Genomic DNA, 12512 nt, shown 5'->3' on the forward strand with positions numbered 1-12512 from the left:
ATAGAATGCAATAGAAAAGAAGATTACACAACTTCATAATTTTCAGCTTTTAAATGAATTAAATTAATAAATAAAAAGACCGCACTTTAAGATTTTTAAAAAGTGCGGTTTTTTTTATATGAGGTTTTATAGTGTTATAAGGCGGTAACGAAAGTAATCAAGCCAAGTACGACACCAGGCGCATTTGCTAATGAAATAGGCAGATCGCGTTTTTCTTTCAACAAGCCATAAGCTACCCATAAACTACAGTTGATTGTCGTAGCAAAAGGCTGTAACCAGCCACCTTTTTGACCTGATAAATTTAGACCAATTTGTTGCAAGTAAGAAACATACATACAAACTGAAGTAAATGTTGCGACATAGCCTAAAATGGTAATAAAACGTTGGTTTGTCATTTGCTCTCCTAAGTTTAACAAAATAATTCTAAATTAGATTATTAACTAAAAATTGATAATACATGTATATTTTATAATATATTTAATTAAAAGTCAATAAATAAAGAAATTGCATAAAGATTATTTCATTTTAGTTAAGGATAAAATGCATTTTGAGGAGAGTATGAAGAGAATTGGGAGAAAAAAGACAAAAAAATAACCGCACTTTAAAGCGCGGTTATAGAGAATTCTGAACAGTTCAGTTGAGATTATTCAACACCAACCATTACAGAAGTTGCTTTGATAATCGCATATGCTTCTTTACCAACTGCTAAACCTAATTCTTTTACTGCATCGATAGAGATGGTAGAAGAAATTACGTTACCGTTACCGATATCAATGTGTACGATTGCGTTCACAGAACCAGTTTCGATTGATTTTACAGTACCTTTAAGTTGGTTTCTTGCACTAATTTTCATTAAGCATTTCCTTATGTTTGAGTTAAAAAAGAGTAGGTATTATATAGGTAAATATATAAGTTGAAAATACTACTTAATAGGTGATAAACCTTTTAAGATTTGCTCGGCATTTTCTTTGCTTAACGCGTAAGTGTAATTAATCCATTTGACTAGAATTTAAGTAAAAAAATAACCGCACTTTATCGTGTGGTTACGTTATTTTATAAGCATTTAGCTGGTTTTGGCAGGCCTGCCAGTTTGGTTGCTTGCTTAGCTGGTCCGTCAGGGAAGAGTCGTTGCAAATAGCGGCTATTACCTTTATCCACACCTAATTTTTCTGACATGGCTTTTACCAGCATTCTAATCGCAGGGGAGGTGTTATATTCTTGGTAAAAATCACGCACAAAATAAATTACTTCCCAGTGAGCTTCGGTCAGTTCTACACCTTCTAGCTGAGCGATGTGTTTTGCTACATCCTCATTCCAATCAGCAATATTAAGTAAATAGCCAAAGGCGTCGGTTTCGATTTGTTTTCCTTGTATGGTAATCATATTAATTCACTTCTTTAAAGCTGATCATTTCGTTATCGGAGTAGTCAGACGTATCTTCATCATCAAATTTCATTGGTTCGATGCGTTCTTCATCAAATGCAGTATCTCCTTCAATGCCATCAAGTGATTGGCCATGTTTAATGCCTTTGAAATCGAAGAGTTTTGGGTCACATAAGTGTGACAACGTAATGTTTTGCATCGCGCTAAACATGGTTTCTAAGCGTCCTGGATATTGACGGTCCCAAGTATTCAACATTTCTTTCACCACTTGACGTTGTAAATTAGGTTGAGAACCACATAAATTACAAGGGATAATTGGGAATTCTTTGGCTACGGCATATTTTTCAATATCTTTTTCTTTACAATAAGCCAATGGACGAATCACGATTTGCTTGCCGTCATCTGAAATTAATTTCGGTGGCATAGATTTTAGTTTCCCACCGTAGAACATATTCAGAAACAGGGTAGCCATCATGTCATCGCGATGGTGTCCAAGTGCAATTTTTGTTGCGCCAAGTTCAGTTGCCGTACGGTATAAAATACCACGGCGTAGACGAGAGCAGAGAGAACACGTTGTTTTGCCTTCTGGAATTTTCTCTTTTACGATACCATAAGTATTTTCTTCAACGATTTTATAATCCACACCAATACTTTGCAGATATTCAGGTAAAACATGCTCGGGAAAACCTGGTTGCTTTTGGTCTAAATTAACTGCAACGATATCAAATTTAATCGGTGCGCTTTGTTGTAAATTTAATAAAATATCAAGCAGTGTATAGCTGTCTTTGCCACCAGAAAGACAAACCATCACTTTATCGCCATCTTCAATCATACCGAAATCAGCAATTGCATTACCTACATTACGGCGAAGACGTTTTTGTAGTTTATTGAAATTATAAGTCTGTTTTTTATCTTGGTTTTGTTCTGTCATATTTATTTACTTTAGCTAATAAAAAAGCCCTGAATCAACTTCAGAGCTTATAAATTCTGTGGTGCCTAGGGTCAGTTTCTTTCTGTATTGATTTTGAAAGAGATTTTTAACTTTTGGCGTAATTTTGGCGTAATTGCTCTAAAAAGGATTGGTAAAAATATCCTTGTTTTGAGTATTATACCATATAAGAGAAAAGTGCCAATGGTGGGAAATTTGAAAGGTTATTTGATGCGTTTAGCGTTAATCCTGCACCAACGGATAACCTCGCCAGCTATCCATCTAGGGTGTGATTTTTCCTTCAATCTCACACCTTTTGGAAAGCTAGGTTGCTTAACGATAAAGTTTGCAGTATGTTGATATTGGCAACCAACGAGAGCTGCCACATAATCAAGAGGAATTAAGTTTTGACTTTTCTCGGTAAAAGCCGATACAGCCATAACCTTAATAGCCTCTGACATTTCTTTCTCTGCTTTATCTGATAGTTGTATTTTATCCATAAAAGCTCCAATAATAGCTATTATTAATTGAGAGGTTCAATACTGAAATAACTAGCACTTAATACAACACCTTGATGTATGTATTTAGCGGTAGGGAATATTTGTTTAACAAACGCTCTAGCTTTTTTTTCATTAGCTTGACCATTAAAAGATATGGACAATATATCAGCACCGCTATGCTTGCTATACATAATTGATGCTTTGTCTTTGTCGCTTTTGAAACCAAGAGTTGGACCCCAATCAAGGTTAAATTCGAACCCGTGTTTTTCTAGCTTTTCAATGATTTCTTTCTTTTCCATGCTTATTTCCTTTTAAAATAAAAACCGCCCATAAAGAGCGGTTATAGATTATCTATTTTTAGTCTTTTGGTAATTCAGGTAATGGCATCCAGTGGGTTACTTCTTGGTTGTCTGTTCTAAAATCATAAGATGTATGCTCGCTATTTATCCACATCGTAAAAAATTTAGGCTGATCCTCTTCCACTAAATCAGAATACCAGCCTCGTTCAATAGTAAGAGCGCCGTAATCATGTTTGCAACACAACAATAAATTAGGATTGCTATCCTCAACTTCTATATTCGGCATTACATTAGGCAATCTATCACTACATTTAATCCATCCATTGTTTTCGCTCATTTATTCCTCCATTCGGATGGAAAACCCACCGTGACGAAATACAACATTATGATCATCCTCAGTAAGTTTTTTCATTAATTGATATGTTTTAGGACATCTGCCGGAACCTTTTTCTTCGTTGAGTAAACGCTCTAACTCATCCCAATGTTCCACCAGTTTTGCCCAAATTGGGGAAATCTCTTTCATCTTATAAAGATAATCTCGCATTTTCGGTACTCGTTCTAATAACTTCACGCAACGAGATAAATCGCTCGGATCAAGCGGATAACTTTTACATCTTGGTATCACATCAAAACCAATCACAAATGCCATACATTTACTACTCAGCCCAACATCGACATCATCAGCTAACCATTGAATAATTTTTTTCTGCATATTTACTCCAATAAAAAACCGCCCATAAAGGGCGGTTATTAATTATTCATCATTCGGCGGTGCTGGAAGTGGTTGCCAATGGGTGGCTATTCCAATATATTCACCGCCTTTGTTCGTAACAACAGCATATTTAAAAGTCAGTGCGAATACATCATGGTGATTAGGCTCTATTTCAATTCTTTTGACTATACCAACATCGACATCTCCTGATTCATCATTTAAAAAAATAATTTTTTGCCCTACTTTTGGCGCTTTGTTGCTACATTTAATCCAAGCGTTTTTTAATTTATCTAACTCGTTTTCCGCATTAGATAATGCATCATATAAAATAGCAATGCCATTCATTGCATCTTGATAGGCTAAAGATGGTGCAGTCATGTTTACCCCCTTGTTGTAGATGTTTCTGCAACATCAGGGCTAGACAAAAAATGATTTAGCTTACAAGTGCATTCTTTGCATAGGTCAATTTGTTTTTCGTCAATACCTCCGGCATTTCCACTCACACCTATTGCACCCCAATTCTTTTTGACATATAAATTTGTCATTAAATATTCAGTGTTATCATTACTTAATGGCATAATTTCATTGCCACATCTATCACAAAATAATTTGGTTATTTTTACTTTTCCCATATCACACCACCCAGCAAAACGCTTTCCACGCTACACCTAAAAATAATCCTATTCCAGCCCCAGCCATCGCAATGACAAAAGCGCTAGTCAATAAATAGATTAGCCATTCTGTAAATCCTTTCATGTTTACTCCTTTTTGTTATTTATATGCGCCAAAAGACTGCGAATGCCTCTGTTCTTATAACGAGTTGTGCGCTCAATCCATAATCCTGTTGATGGATAAAAATCTATTTTAGGATCAACGCATAGAATGACTAACTGCTTGCCAAAATTATGCGATTCAAACTGAATTCCTTTTTCTTTGAGTAGATTGGTGCTGTATTCTAAATTTTTTAGCCGTTTATTTGCTTTATCTTGACGGTACTTGCGCCAAGCCTCAGTCTCTTCATTTATCATACTTACTCCTAATATAAATCTTCTGAAAATAAAATATCAGTATTAGGCGAGCCAGATAACCGTATGACTTGCCCTTGCTCTTTGGCAATTTCCATCGCCTCTATGCGATTAACAAAACGTCCTTTATTAGTTAAGAATCCTTGTTCCCAATCTAAAAGAGCATACTTGTATTGTTTTTCCAGTTCCTTAATCTGCTTACGCATGAATGGATCATAGTGTCTTAATCCATATACTTCATGGATAATTTCACTGCCATCTTCATTTGTACCATCTCTTTCATCTACAAACACTTGGCAGACGGAGCATACAATACGCTCAGGAATATCAACGTATTCTCTTTTTTGGTTTAAAAGTTTAATAAATTCGTTGAATAATGCCTGTCTTTCTTCAGGCGTTTGCTGTTTAATTAAATTAATAATATCCATCACTTACTCCATCATACTTTTCATAAAATCAATCCATTTCTAAGCATCACTGGCTCGCCATTTAAAGCTTTCTCTAAGTTAAATTTTTTCATTTTCTTTCTCCTCAATTTTCATGAATAACATCCAATGCGTATTGTTCGCTTTTCCCGATTTATGCCCGATTATTGGCGTTTCACCAAAGAGCGAAATAATCTCGCTAACTGGTACTTGTGTTTCATTCCACTTAAAAATAAGAGTGCCATAATCATCTAACACCCTCATACATTCCTGAAAGCCTTTTAATAACTGATTTTGCCAATCTTTATCTAATCGTCCATATTTCTTTACTAGCCAGGAATTGTCACCGCCTTGTATTAAGTGTGGCGGGTCGAATATAACGCACTTGAAAGATTTATCAGGGTATGGCATATCAGTGAAGTCATGGATCACGTCAGGCGATACTTCTAAATGTCTAATTTTGTCACGATCCTTAAAACTTAGTTTTTGTTTTCTTATATCTGCAAAAAGCACATTCGGATTACTCTTATCAAAGTAAAACATTCTCCCGCCGCAGCAAGCATCTAAAATTGGTTTCATCTTATATCCTTTAAAACAAAAGGCGCTCACTTGGAACGCCTATTGGATTTGTTAAATATTGATTTACTGCTTAAGATTTACCACTGGTAAAATATCAACCAAAGGCTCACTTGTATTATCGAGGCTTTCAGCTAATTCCAATCGCCCACCAAGTGTTGCGTAACCAATAATGTCTTGCCAATGGTCTGTTTCGTGTGAATTACCGTTAAGGATTCTCACTAATTTTCCAGCAATCATTGTCAAAGCGTAATACTGCACTCCATCAATGTTTTTGCGATTTTTATTGATAAGCTCCATTAACGCATTAAACGTAACAGAGCCTTGAATGAAATCCCCGTGCGTATTTCTTCGCTCATTCAGAACATCTTCTGTTGTCATTTCTATACCTTGTTCTTATCTGTGTAATTAATTAACTCACGGATTTTCTCACGCACCAATTCAAGAGCCTTTTCTAAACTCCGCTCTTTTTCGTATAATTCCGCTAATTCGTGTTCTGTTTCTTTGTTCATAATTCACCTAAAAGAAAACCGCCTTATTTGGCGGCCTCAATCATTTTTAAAATACGTTCTGGAGTTTCTTTTACTACCACATTATGCTCGTCAGAAAACTTAACAATTGAGCAGTCATTGTGTGATGATGTTACAGTTCTAATTAAATCTACATTTACAATTAAATCACCATCACCAGCTCTAAAATTTGTCAATTTTATAAATTTGCTCATAACTCACTCCTAGAATGGAATTCCATCGTCAAGGCTATCACTGTGTTCAGCCATCGCACTTAATGGCTCTGGTTTAGCTTTACTTGTTTTCGCTTGTTTTTGCTCATCTTGGCGACCGCCTAACATCTGCAAGTTATCGCCTTGAATTTCTGTTGTGTAACGGTCTTGTCCGTTGCTATCTTGCCATTTACGGGTTTTTAATCGCCCCTCAATATAGACTTGAGAGCCTTTATGTAGATATTGACCTGCGATTTCAGCTAATCTGCGGTAGAGTACAATGCGAACGTATTCAACATTTTCTACAATGTTTCCGTCTTTCGCTTTGTATCGCTCGTTAAGTGCGATGGTAAAGTTAGCCACTTGCTCACCGTTAGGCATTGTTCTGATTTCAGGGTCTGCGGTTAGGTTGCCGATAAAAAGGCATTTATTTACGCTCATTTTGTTTCCTTATAGTAAATTTCCTAAGAAGTCGTTAAACATCAGGTTATACTCATCAATTAAATCAGGGTTGTTTTCTTTCAACCAATTTATTGATTTATCGTAAAGCTGTTCGCTTTCAATTTGTTCTTTTGTCTTTCCAAGAAGTCTCTTTCTTAAATTCTCAACATCATCGTGATAATGCTCACATGGAGCAGAATTCACATTCTGCTGGGTTGATTTTTGAGAGTGTTCTTGTGATTTTGTCTTTGGGGTTTCGTCATCTACTGGTAAATCTTCGCCGGCATAGATGTAATGACCAAGTCCACACATCGCAATAGCTTTCGCAAGGCATCGCATAGTCGCCTTGTTAATATCCGTAGCGGTTGGGTTTTTGATAGATCTATTTAAGTGATCCATTACAGGCAACCACATAAAGCGACTAAATTGCTCATCACCATCCTTAATCGTTAGCGTTACCGATACCATTACAGAGTCATCTGGAAGAATTTTATCTTGATGTATTTCGTAAATGCTTTCAGGAAAATACTCCATAAGCACACCCCAAGCCCAAGCCCAAGAGAGGTAAGTTAGAGCAAATTTCCCAGATCCTTTCGTTTCCGTTTTGTCGTTTACGTTGATTTTACTTAGCAAATCCCACGCTCTACGCTGTAGAGATTGTTTCTTTTCTGCCATTTCTACACCTCAAAATTCATTCGTTTATAAATCGCTCGCACTCGCTCAACATCTTTTGAGCAATATTCAGCGACTTCATCAATGCGACCGTCTTGTACTGCTTGCCATACCTTAGAACCATCAATATCGCCTTTCTGCTCAATATTAAGCACTTGACATAGCTTATTAAGACTAGGTTTAGATTCTCGGTTATATCCGCACCATTCCCACATCGTGTCGTAAGTGTTTCGTTTATCCATTTTGTAATATGGTTTCACGCCATTAATGATGCAGCGTTGCCACAAAAACAATCCATCAAAACTCGTTACGTTATGCCCGATAAATACTGGAACGGTTTTACATCTGTTCGCTTGTTCTTTTAGCCAGTTATTAAACCGTGTCAGAATGTCTTTCTCACGGTCTTTGACTTGCCAATCGTTGCGATAAAATGTAACCACTTCATCATCGTTAATGGCCGTACTAATCACCACAACTTCACCGAACGCACCGTCAAGAGAGGTCTTATTAACTGCAAACTCTTTGTTTTCTTCTAGCCATTTGTTAATCGTTTCCTCGTTCTTATAATTAGCAGGCGGCTTAAGGTTTTCACACACAAAATCTTGATGCTCTTTGCTTTGTGTTGGAATTGTTTCAATGTCTATATAGATTTTCATTTTGTTCACCTAAAATGGCATTTCTTTGTAATAAAGCTCAATGATTTCTTTTGCTCTTTGAGGATCTATTGAGCCACTTGTTAACCAGTAACGTAATACGTTTAACTTTCGTTCTTGCCCGATTTTATTATCGGTATCTTTATCTCTGCGATTAATCATTAAGGATGTATCCATTTCTATAATCCTTTTCCATTTGTTCCAATCTATCTTCTGCCATAGCAGTCAAGATTTTAATCCGCATTTCTTCGTAGTCAGTGCCAAGTGCAATCGCCTTTATAAATTCATCATCATTAAATGTATCATCATCAAAGGCGTTGATAACCTCACAATAATCAAGCATCTTCTCTCTAAAAGAACATATAACATCATCATCACAGTTAGAGATATTTTCTTTAATAGCCTCTATTTCCATTTCTATCGCTCGATTGTAGTCATCTTCTTTGCTGCACTGTCTATCCCATTTATTGAATTCTTGGCGTTCCCAATCCGCTATTATGCTCATTTATCAGCACCTCAATTTTTCCAAAGTATTCTGTCAATTCGTCAAACGTAGAAATTAAAGCTCTGCGACCTTGCCACACTATGTCTTTAGGCGGTGCAAGCAGCCCACTGTGAACTACGCTTTGTTTTGTATATAGGTAAAACTTAAATTGGCGATGTAAATCAGCGCTTGAGAAATACACCTGTCTTTCATCTTCCGGCTGGTTTAATCTTTGCTTGGTGTAATCTTTAAACAACTCCAAAGACTTAACCCAAGACTTCATCATTCGAGTTCTGCCAGCCTTTTTCATTTTGTCGCTAGTACCTTTAGGCTTTCTTTGTTTCTGCCCGTATAGCGGCAATCTGACTTCATTCATAGCGTTAAAACGCTCAATTTGTCGATTAATCAACAAGATTGCGTTTTTTTGTGAACGTTGCGGATATGTGGAGTGGTTAATCACTCCATTAATGATTAGACTTGCGATAAAAAAACCGTCTTTCGTTTCGGTTATATTGACTTCTGATTCATATCTAATTCTTGGCATCGTCTAATTCCTTTTGTTTTTGTTCTGTATAAGCTAGAGCCTCTTGTTTGGCTGGCTCTGTAAGATTTGGTTGGGATTGTCCGTGTTCTGCAATCCACTGTATGCGTGCTTGTTCACGCTCTAATGCTGTTGGCTCGCTTGCAAAACAATAGGAGATTCCACCAATCAGGAAGGCGATAAAAATCGCACAGGCAATCTTTGCTAAAGGGCGTGTAATTTCTGCGAATACATCAGTAAATTTTTCCATTTTTTGTTTCCTTTTTAATCAATTTGGTTAATTTTAGGTGTAAAAATCCGCCACACGATTTTTCAAAAGTGCGGTCGGATTCTTCGTTATTTTAAAAGTCGATTTTTACGGCTTTTGGATTAAAGTCTCGCAAGTGTTTTAATACACGCCAATTTGTCATTTGGTCGATATCAAAATCATTGGTGATGCGATTTAAGATTTGATTGGTTGAGCGTAGAACGCTTAAATATTCGTAAGCCTGTCCGTAGATTTGAGAACTCATATTTGAGCCTAAAACGTTAAAGGCTTTTTCGATATGTTGGAATGTGCCTACACCACGTTTGAAAGCAAACCATAACCAGGCAAGTTGTTGTAATTCGTACTCGGTAAATTCAAAGGTGAATTTATTTTCGGGTTCTGGCAATGCGATTTGTTTTGGTTGGCTTGCTCTACGTTCGCATTCGATAAAGTATTTGCGGATTTGTCTGCCTCGTTCGTTTCTTTCGACCATACCGAGTTCTTTGCCCATATCGAGGGTGATGTGATATTCCTTGCGTGGGCGTCCGTTGGTGCGTTCGGTGATGACGAGGTAGTCTTCATCTTGGATAAACCCATATTCGTTGATGCGGTTTTTAACCCAATCATTGTAACGAGTTTGTATTTCTAGAAATGAGTGAAGTTCACGAGCGTTGCAAAGTTGAACAGGTTGATTTTGAATTAAACCGTTAAAAACAGGAATTAAGTTTGAGTTTGTCATTTTGTGATTCTCTAATCAAAGTTTTAGAAATCATCACGAACAAACGCCAATTTGTTGGTGATGAACTGTTCAAGATTGGCGTACCGTTGATTAGAGTAAACGGCGATCTTTCGATCTCTCAAACAGTTCATCATTGGGCTTTTACTAAAATTTTAGCAAAAGGTAGATTTGCTGTTTTACGGCTATAAAAAAAGTCGCTTTTGAGCGACTGTCTTTTTCATCGCCCTAATCAATTCAGGAACGCCAATTCCCGACTTTCTGTTGAAAGTTAGAGCATCTTAATCCTAAGTAAGGGCGGTGTCAATAAAAAGCCCCGATTTTTTTCGGGGCTGACAATTTAAAGAGGAGTTTCATTTTCAGGAAATGATTCAGGTTTTTTACTCCACGTTGAATGCATCCATTCAAACTTTTTCTTTTGTCCGAAACCCGACCAACCTTGGGAATCAGAGGCGTTGATTACAAGGATAGTACCTCTATTGACTAAATCTTTTACTTCATCTCGTATACTTTCAGTTGTTACACCGTCTTTAGACGTAGATAATAACCAAACATTGCTAATCCAATGCCAATAGGCATACTTACCTTTAAAGTGGTTTGTGATTTTATCTCTTTCTTCAACAGAAAAATTATCGTCAATGAAAAGTACAAATTTCTTTTTAGTCATTCTCGCCATCCTTAACTACGCTTTCAGTATCAATAATTCTAGCTTGGCTTTGATTTATTAACCCACTTGTAGTATCTCCGATTTGCCCTTTTTCAATGGCTAATTTAGATAACGTAAATGTTTCAGAACGTAAACAATCAGGATTTTTTACTGCAAAATACCAAAATGCACCAATAATAGCTAATATTTCAATAGTTAAAAATGAAAGCAAGAAATACAGTACAAATTCTTTTTCTCCCCAAATACCATAGGTAATAGTGGAGCAAAATGTAAGAAAGCATAACCATAACAAACTTACAATGGCATTTGATCTTGCATTCATTCCCTCAACATTGCTAAATCTAGCAAATAATTGATTCACAAAATTTCTCCATAACTGAACTAATCTTAGAAAATAGTTTACCATATATTCCCTTATTTTACTTATTCAACTTCACCTCGTATGGTAAAAAAATCCCCTAGTGCCAAAGTGTGAAAGCAGCTAGGGGCTAACCAATCTAAAGGAGATTTTTTTTATTATGAAAAACGCTGTTTCCAACTAAATCCGCTCTCGTTCAATCAATTATTCAAGAAGATTGAGCTTAATTCGCTATTTGAAAGCGGATTGAGATGGAGGCTCTTTCGGGATTTGAACCCAGTGTCATTTTCCAAAGTTAGCATTAACTAATTCTATATCTGTGTATAGGGTGTCAGTTCCCACAACCAACGAAACAAAGAGCCATTTCAAAGCACACTTCTCTCTATCATTCGCAACAGTTTCACTTGCCGTTGTGTCTCTGTACTTCAAATGTGCTTTGAGATATTTCCCCACTGCGAATTGACTTTCTGTAACTGTCAGTTTTTCACTGGTCTCATCTTTCAGTGGGTATTCCGTTTACTCTCATTATGTAGGGTAGGGCTTTTAATCTACACGACCGCATAATGCCGTTATGAGTAAACTTCTTGTAATCTAATTTTTAAAGAGCGCTGAGATATTTGTTTATGTGTATCTCGTTTTGATGGGTGCATTATAAACATATCTTTATTTATTGTAAAGTTTTATTTAAATTAAAGTTGATTGATTGCTTATTTTTTAGACTACAAAATAAAGCAAACTTTATAAAATATTGATTTTAAACAGAAAGAAATCTTGAAGAATTTTTACTGATTGGCTAATTTTTGAGCGGTTTAATGTTGATTTTTTGGTTGTAATGCGGTTTTTTCTCGATTTTTTATCGTTTTTGCGATCTGTATCGAAAAAATTAATAGCCAAAATAGACCGCACTTTTACTTAAGGTATGATTAATGAGGAAAGGAGGAATGTTATGAAAGAAAAGTTTAAGTTGTGGTTAATCTCGCTAAATTGTGACTTGATTAATGACTTAGGTATTGATGAGATTGTATCTAGAGTAGATGATAGATTGGATGTTATCATTGCAAACAAAGAGGAGAGAGCAGTGCTTGAGGATTTAATTAAGTGCTTTAACTCATAAAAGAAAACCGCCTTGATGGCGGTTTTTTTT

General features: G+C 36.2%; 29 protein-coding genes. 1 reads left to right on the plus strand and 28 read right to left on the minus strand.

The annotated features are described in order from the left end of the window. Nucleotides 1-134: 134 nt before the first annotated feature. From INP94_RS08085 to INP94_RS08205, 28 genes are all read right to left on the minus strand, one after another. Nucleotides 135-395 carry a SemiSWEET family transporter gene (locus tag INP94_RS08085; protein WP_049365500.1) on the minus strand — a complete coding sequence of 87 codons (261 nt, stop codon included), beginning with the start codon at nucleotides 393-395 and terminating at the stop codon, nucleotides 135-137. A gap of 248 nt (nucleotides 396-643) precedes the next feature. Then, the gene (locus tag INP94_RS08090; protein ID WP_007525241.1) at nucleotides 644-853 is read right to left on the minus strand and encodes a TOBE domain-containing protein; all 210 of its coding nucleotides are present in this window, start codon (nucleotides 851-853) and stop codon (nucleotides 644-646) included. A 200-nt stretch (nucleotides 854-1053) separates the two neighbouring features. Further along, nucleotides 1054-1383 carry a TusE/DsrC/DsvC family sulfur relay protein gene (locus tag INP94_RS08095; protein ID WP_197543255.1) on the minus strand — a complete coding sequence of 110 codons (330 nt, stop codon included), beginning with the start codon at nucleotides 1381-1383 and terminating at the stop codon, nucleotides 1054-1056. Nucleotide 1384: 1 nt separating this feature from the next. Further along, nucleotides 1385-2314 (minus strand): tRNA 2-thiocytidine(32) synthetase TtcA, encoded by a 930-nt coding sequence (gene ttcA / locus INP94_RS08100; RefSeq protein WP_197543256.1) that lies wholly within the window; start codon nucleotides 2312-2314, stop codon nucleotides 1385-1387. Nucleotides 2315-2535: 221 nt separating this feature from the next. Further along, nucleotides 2536-2811 (minus strand): hypothetical protein, encoded by a 276-nt coding sequence (locus tag INP94_RS08105; RefSeq protein ID WP_197543257.1) that lies wholly within the window; start codon nucleotides 2809-2811, stop codon nucleotides 2536-2538. Nucleotides 2812-2834: 23 nt separating this feature from the next. Continuing rightward, complete coding sequence (locus INP94_RS08110; RefSeq protein WP_197543258.1) at nucleotides 2835-3110, minus strand: hypothetical protein; 276 nt, start codon at nucleotides 3108-3110, stop codon at nucleotides 2835-2837. Between the two features lie 58 nt (nucleotides 3111-3168). Continuing rightward, the gene (locus INP94_RS08115; RefSeq protein WP_197543259.1) at nucleotides 3169-3447 is read right to left on the minus strand and encodes a DUF551 domain-containing protein; all 279 of its coding nucleotides are present in this window, start codon (nucleotides 3445-3447) and stop codon (nucleotides 3169-3171) included. Beyond that, nucleotides 3448-3822: a hypothetical protein gene (locus INP94_RS08120; RefSeq protein WP_197543260.1), complete on the minus strand. Its 375-nt coding sequence runs from the start codon at nucleotides 3820-3822 to the stop codon at nucleotides 3448-3450. It lies immediately after the preceding gene. A 42-nt stretch (nucleotides 3823-3864) separates the two neighbouring features. Next, a complete protein-coding gene (locus INP94_RS08125) occupies nucleotides 3865-4200 on the minus strand; it encodes a DUF551 domain-containing protein (protein WP_197543261.1) in 336 nt (111 codons plus the stop codon). 2 nt (nucleotides 4201-4202) lie between these two features. Next, on the minus strand, nucleotides 4203-4454 hold the full coding sequence (locus tag INP94_RS08130) for a hypothetical protein (protein ID WP_197543262.1): 252 nt from the start codon (nucleotides 4452-4454) through the stop codon (nucleotides 4203-4205). A gap of 1 nt (nucleotide 4455) precedes the next feature. After that, nucleotides 4456-4578, minus strand: coding sequence for a hypothetical protein (locus INP94_RS10885; RefSeq protein WP_269475098.1), 123 nt, complete (start codon nucleotides 4576-4578; stop codon nucleotides 4456-4458). Nucleotides 4579-4580: 2 nt separating this feature from the next. Continuing rightward, nucleotides 4581-4850 carry a hypothetical protein gene (locus tag INP94_RS08135; protein WP_197543263.1) on the minus strand — a complete coding sequence of 90 codons (270 nt, stop codon included), beginning with the start codon at nucleotides 4848-4850 and terminating at the stop codon, nucleotides 4581-4583. 8 nt (nucleotides 4851-4858) lie between these two features. Next, nucleotides 4859-5275, minus strand: a complete 417-nt coding sequence (locus tag INP94_RS08140; RefSeq protein ID WP_197543264.1) for a Y16D family protein — start codon at nucleotides 5273-5275, stop codon at nucleotides 4859-4861. Between the two features lie 20 nt (nucleotides 5276-5295). Next, nucleotides 5296-5367, minus strand: a complete 72-nt coding sequence (locus INP94_RS10940; RefSeq protein ID WP_521697999.1) for an HP1-YO09 family phage-derived protein — start codon at nucleotides 5365-5367, stop codon at nucleotides 5296-5298. Next, nucleotides 5354-5851 (minus strand): TRM11 family methyltransferase, encoded by a 498-nt coding sequence (locus tag INP94_RS08145; RefSeq protein WP_197543265.1) that lies wholly within the window; start codon nucleotides 5849-5851, stop codon nucleotides 5354-5356. The genes INP94_RS10940 and INP94_RS08145 overlap by 14 nt, the downstream gene beginning before the upstream one ends. Nucleotides 5852-5914: 63 nt before the next feature. Further along, on the minus strand, nucleotides 5915-6229 hold the full coding sequence (locus INP94_RS08150; RefSeq protein ID WP_197543266.1) for a DUF6378 domain-containing protein: 315 nt from the start codon (nucleotides 6227-6229) through the stop codon (nucleotides 5915-5917). Nucleotides 6230-6231: 2 nt separating this feature from the next. After that, nucleotides 6232-6360 (minus strand): hypothetical protein, encoded by a 129-nt coding sequence (locus tag INP94_RS10890; RefSeq protein WP_269475099.1) that lies wholly within the window; start codon nucleotides 6358-6360, stop codon nucleotides 6232-6234. Between the two features lie 23 nt (nucleotides 6361-6383). Further along, nucleotides 6384-6572 (minus strand): flagellar FlbD family protein, encoded by a 189-nt coding sequence (locus INP94_RS08155; RefSeq protein WP_197543267.1) that lies wholly within the window; start codon nucleotides 6570-6572, stop codon nucleotides 6384-6386. 9 nt (nucleotides 6573-6581) lie between these two features. Further along, entirely contained in the window at nucleotides 6582-7010 is a 429-nt protein-coding gene (ssb, locus tag INP94_RS08160; protein ID WP_197543268.1) for a single-stranded DNA-binding protein, read from the minus strand. Nucleotides 7011-7019: 9 nt separating this feature from the next. Then, on the minus strand, nucleotides 7020-7685 hold the full coding sequence (locus INP94_RS08165) for a Sak single strand annealing protein (RefSeq protein ID WP_197543269.1): 666 nt from the start codon (nucleotides 7683-7685) through the stop codon (nucleotides 7020-7022). A gap of 2 nt (nucleotides 7686-7687) precedes the next feature. Then, nucleotides 7688-8338 carry a ribonuclease H-like domain-containing protein gene (locus INP94_RS08170; RefSeq protein WP_197543270.1) on the minus strand — a complete coding sequence of 217 codons (651 nt, stop codon included), beginning with the start codon at nucleotides 8336-8338 and terminating at the stop codon, nucleotides 7688-7690. Between the two features lie 9 nt (nucleotides 8339-8347). Then, nucleotides 8348-8512 (minus strand): hypothetical protein, encoded by a 165-nt coding sequence (locus INP94_RS08175; protein ID WP_197543271.1) that lies wholly within the window; start codon nucleotides 8510-8512, stop codon nucleotides 8348-8350. Then, nucleotides 8490-8840, minus strand: a complete 351-nt coding sequence (locus INP94_RS08180; RefSeq protein WP_197543272.1) for a hypothetical protein — start codon at nucleotides 8838-8840, stop codon at nucleotides 8490-8492. The genes INP94_RS08175 and INP94_RS08180 overlap by 23 nt, the downstream gene beginning before the upstream one ends. Next, nucleotides 8800-9363, minus strand: a complete 564-nt coding sequence (locus tag INP94_RS08185) for a hypothetical protein (protein ID WP_197543273.1) — start codon at nucleotides 9361-9363, stop codon at nucleotides 8800-8802. The genes INP94_RS08180 and INP94_RS08185 overlap by 41 nt, the downstream gene beginning before the upstream one ends. Next, nucleotides 9350-9610, minus strand: coding sequence for a hypothetical protein (locus tag INP94_RS08190; protein WP_197543274.1), 261 nt, complete (start codon nucleotides 9608-9610; stop codon nucleotides 9350-9352). Before INP94_RS08190 ends, INP94_RS08185 begins: the two co-directional genes overlap by 14 nt. Nucleotides 9611-9701: 91 nt before the next feature. Further along, nucleotides 9702-10346, minus strand: a complete 645-nt coding sequence (locus INP94_RS08195) for an antA/AntB antirepressor family protein (protein WP_197543275.1) — start codon at nucleotides 10344-10346, stop codon at nucleotides 9702-9704. Between the two features lie 337 nt (nucleotides 10347-10683). Beyond that, the gene (locus tag INP94_RS08200; RefSeq protein ID WP_197543276.1) at nucleotides 10684-11010 is read right to left on the minus strand and encodes a hypothetical protein; all 327 of its coding nucleotides are present in this window, start codon (nucleotides 11008-11010) and stop codon (nucleotides 10684-10686) included. After that, nucleotides 11003-11371, minus strand: coding sequence for a hypothetical protein (locus INP94_RS08205; protein WP_197543277.1), 369 nt, complete (start codon nucleotides 11369-11371; stop codon nucleotides 11003-11005). Before INP94_RS08205 ends, INP94_RS08200 begins: the two co-directional genes overlap by 8 nt. 943 nt (nucleotides 11372-12314) lie before the next feature. On the opposite strand from INP94_RS08205, the gene INP94_RS08210 reads away from it, so the two are divergent. Then, the gene (locus tag INP94_RS08210; RefSeq protein ID WP_197543278.1) at nucleotides 12315-12482 is read left to right on the plus strand and encodes a hypothetical protein; all 168 of its coding nucleotides are present in this window, start codon (nucleotides 12315-12317) and stop codon (nucleotides 12480-12482) included. The last annotated feature ends 30 nt before the right edge of the window (nucleotides 12483-12512 follow it).

Source organism: Haemophilus parainfluenzae (assembly GCF_014931395.1).
Classification (GTDB): domain Bacteria; phylum Pseudomonadota; class Gammaproteobacteria; order Enterobacterales; family Pasteurellaceae; genus Haemophilus_D.

Bases quoted from the DNA above. Each gene is read 5' to 3' on its own strand.
- ssb (WP_197543268.1), bottom strand. From the start codon at position 7,010: ATGAGCGTAAATAAATGCCTTTTTATCGGCAACCTAACCGCAGACCCT.
- INP94_RS08095 (WP_197543255.1), bottom strand. From the start codon at position 1,383: ATGATTACCATACAAGGAAAACAAATCGAAACCGACGCCTTTGGCTAT.
- INP94_RS08120 (WP_197543260.1), bottom strand. From the start codon at position 3,822: ATGCAGAAAAAAATTATTCAATGGTTAGCTGATGATGTCGATGTTGGG.
- INP94_RS08170 (WP_197543270.1), bottom strand. From the start codon at position 8,338: ATGAAAATCTATATAGACATTGAAACAATTCCAACACAAAGCAAAGAG.
- INP94_RS08175 (WP_197543271.1), bottom strand. From the start codon at position 8,512: ATGGATACATCCTTAATGATTAATCGCAGAGATAAAGATACCGATAAT.
- INP94_RS08140 (WP_197543264.1), bottom strand. From the start codon at position 5,275: ATGGATATTATTAATTTAATTAAACAGCAAACGCCTGAAGAAAGACAG.
- INP94_RS08185 (WP_197543273.1), bottom strand. From the start codon at position 9,363: ATGCCAAGAATTAGATATGAATCAGAAGTCAATATAACCGAAACGAAA.
- INP94_RS08180 (WP_197543272.1), bottom strand. From the start codon at position 8,840: ATGAGCATAATAGCGGATTGGGAACGCCAAGAATTCAATAAATGGGAT.
- INP94_RS08145 (WP_197543265.1), bottom strand. From the start codon at position 5,851: ATGAAACCAATTTTAGATGCTTGCTGCGGCGGGAGAATGTTTTACTTT.
- INP94_RS08115 (WP_197543259.1), bottom strand. From the start codon at position 3,447: ATGAGCGAAAACAATGGATGGATTAAATGTAGTGATAGATTGCCTAAT.
- INP94_RS08090 (WP_007525241.1), bottom strand. From the start codon at position 853: ATGAAAATTAGTGCAAGAAACCAACTTAAAGGTACTGTAAAATCAATC.
- ttcA (WP_197543256.1), bottom strand. From the start codon at position 2,314: ATGACAGAACAAAACCAAGATAAAAAACAGACTTATAATTTCAATAAA.
- INP94_RS10885 (WP_269475098.1), bottom strand. From the start codon at position 4,578: ATGAAAGGATTTACAGAATGGCTAATCTATTTATTGACTAGCGCTTTT.
- INP94_RS08210 (WP_197543278.1), top strand. From the start codon at position 12,315: ATGAAAGAAAAGTTTAAGTTGTGGTTAATCTCGCTAAATTGTGACTTG.
- INP94_RS10890 (WP_269475099.1), bottom strand. From the start codon at position 6,360: ATGAACAAAGAAACAGAACACGAATTAGCGGAATTATACGAAAAAGAG.
- INP94_RS08085 (WP_049365500.1), bottom strand. From the start codon at position 395: ATGACAAACCAACGTTTTATTACCATTTTAGGCTATGTCGCAACATTT.
- INP94_RS08190 (WP_197543274.1), bottom strand. From the start codon at position 9,610: ATGGAAAAATTTACTGATGTATTCGCAGAAATTACACGCCCTTTAGCA.
- INP94_RS08165 (WP_197543269.1), bottom strand. From the start codon at position 7,685: ATGGCAGAAAAGAAACAATCTCTACAGCGTAGAGCGTGGGATTTGCTA.
- INP94_RS08195 (WP_197543275.1), bottom strand. From the start codon at position 10,346: ATGACAAACTCAAACTTAATTCCTGTTTTTAACGGTTTAATTCAAAAT.
- INP94_RS08135 (WP_197543263.1), bottom strand. From the start codon at position 4,850: ATGATAAATGAAGAGACTGAGGCTTGGCGCAAGTACCGTCAAGATAAA.
- INP94_RS08110 (WP_197543258.1), bottom strand. From the start codon at position 3,110: ATGGAAAAGAAAGAAATCATTGAAAAGCTAGAAAAACACGGGTTCGAA.
- INP94_RS08150 (WP_197543266.1), bottom strand. From the start codon at position 6,229: ATGACAACAGAAGATGTTCTGAATGAGCGAAGAAATACGCACGGGGAT.
- INP94_RS08155 (WP_197543267.1), bottom strand. From the start codon at position 6,572: ATGAGCAAATTTATAAAATTGACAAATTTTAGAGCTGGTGATGGTGAT.
- INP94_RS08105 (WP_197543257.1), bottom strand. From the start codon at position 2,811: ATGGATAAAATACAACTATCAGATAAAGCAGAGAAAGAAATGTCAGAG.
- INP94_RS08200 (WP_197543276.1), bottom strand. From the start codon at position 11,010: ATGACTAAAAAGAAATTTGTACTTTTCATTGACGATAATTTTTCTGTT.
- INP94_RS08130 (WP_197543262.1), bottom strand. From the start codon at position 4,454: ATGGGAAAAGTAAAAATAACCAAATTATTTTGTGATAGATGTGGCAAT.
- INP94_RS08125 (WP_197543261.1), bottom strand. From the start codon at position 4,200: ATGACTGCACCATCTTTAGCCTATCAAGATGCAATGAATGGCATTGCT.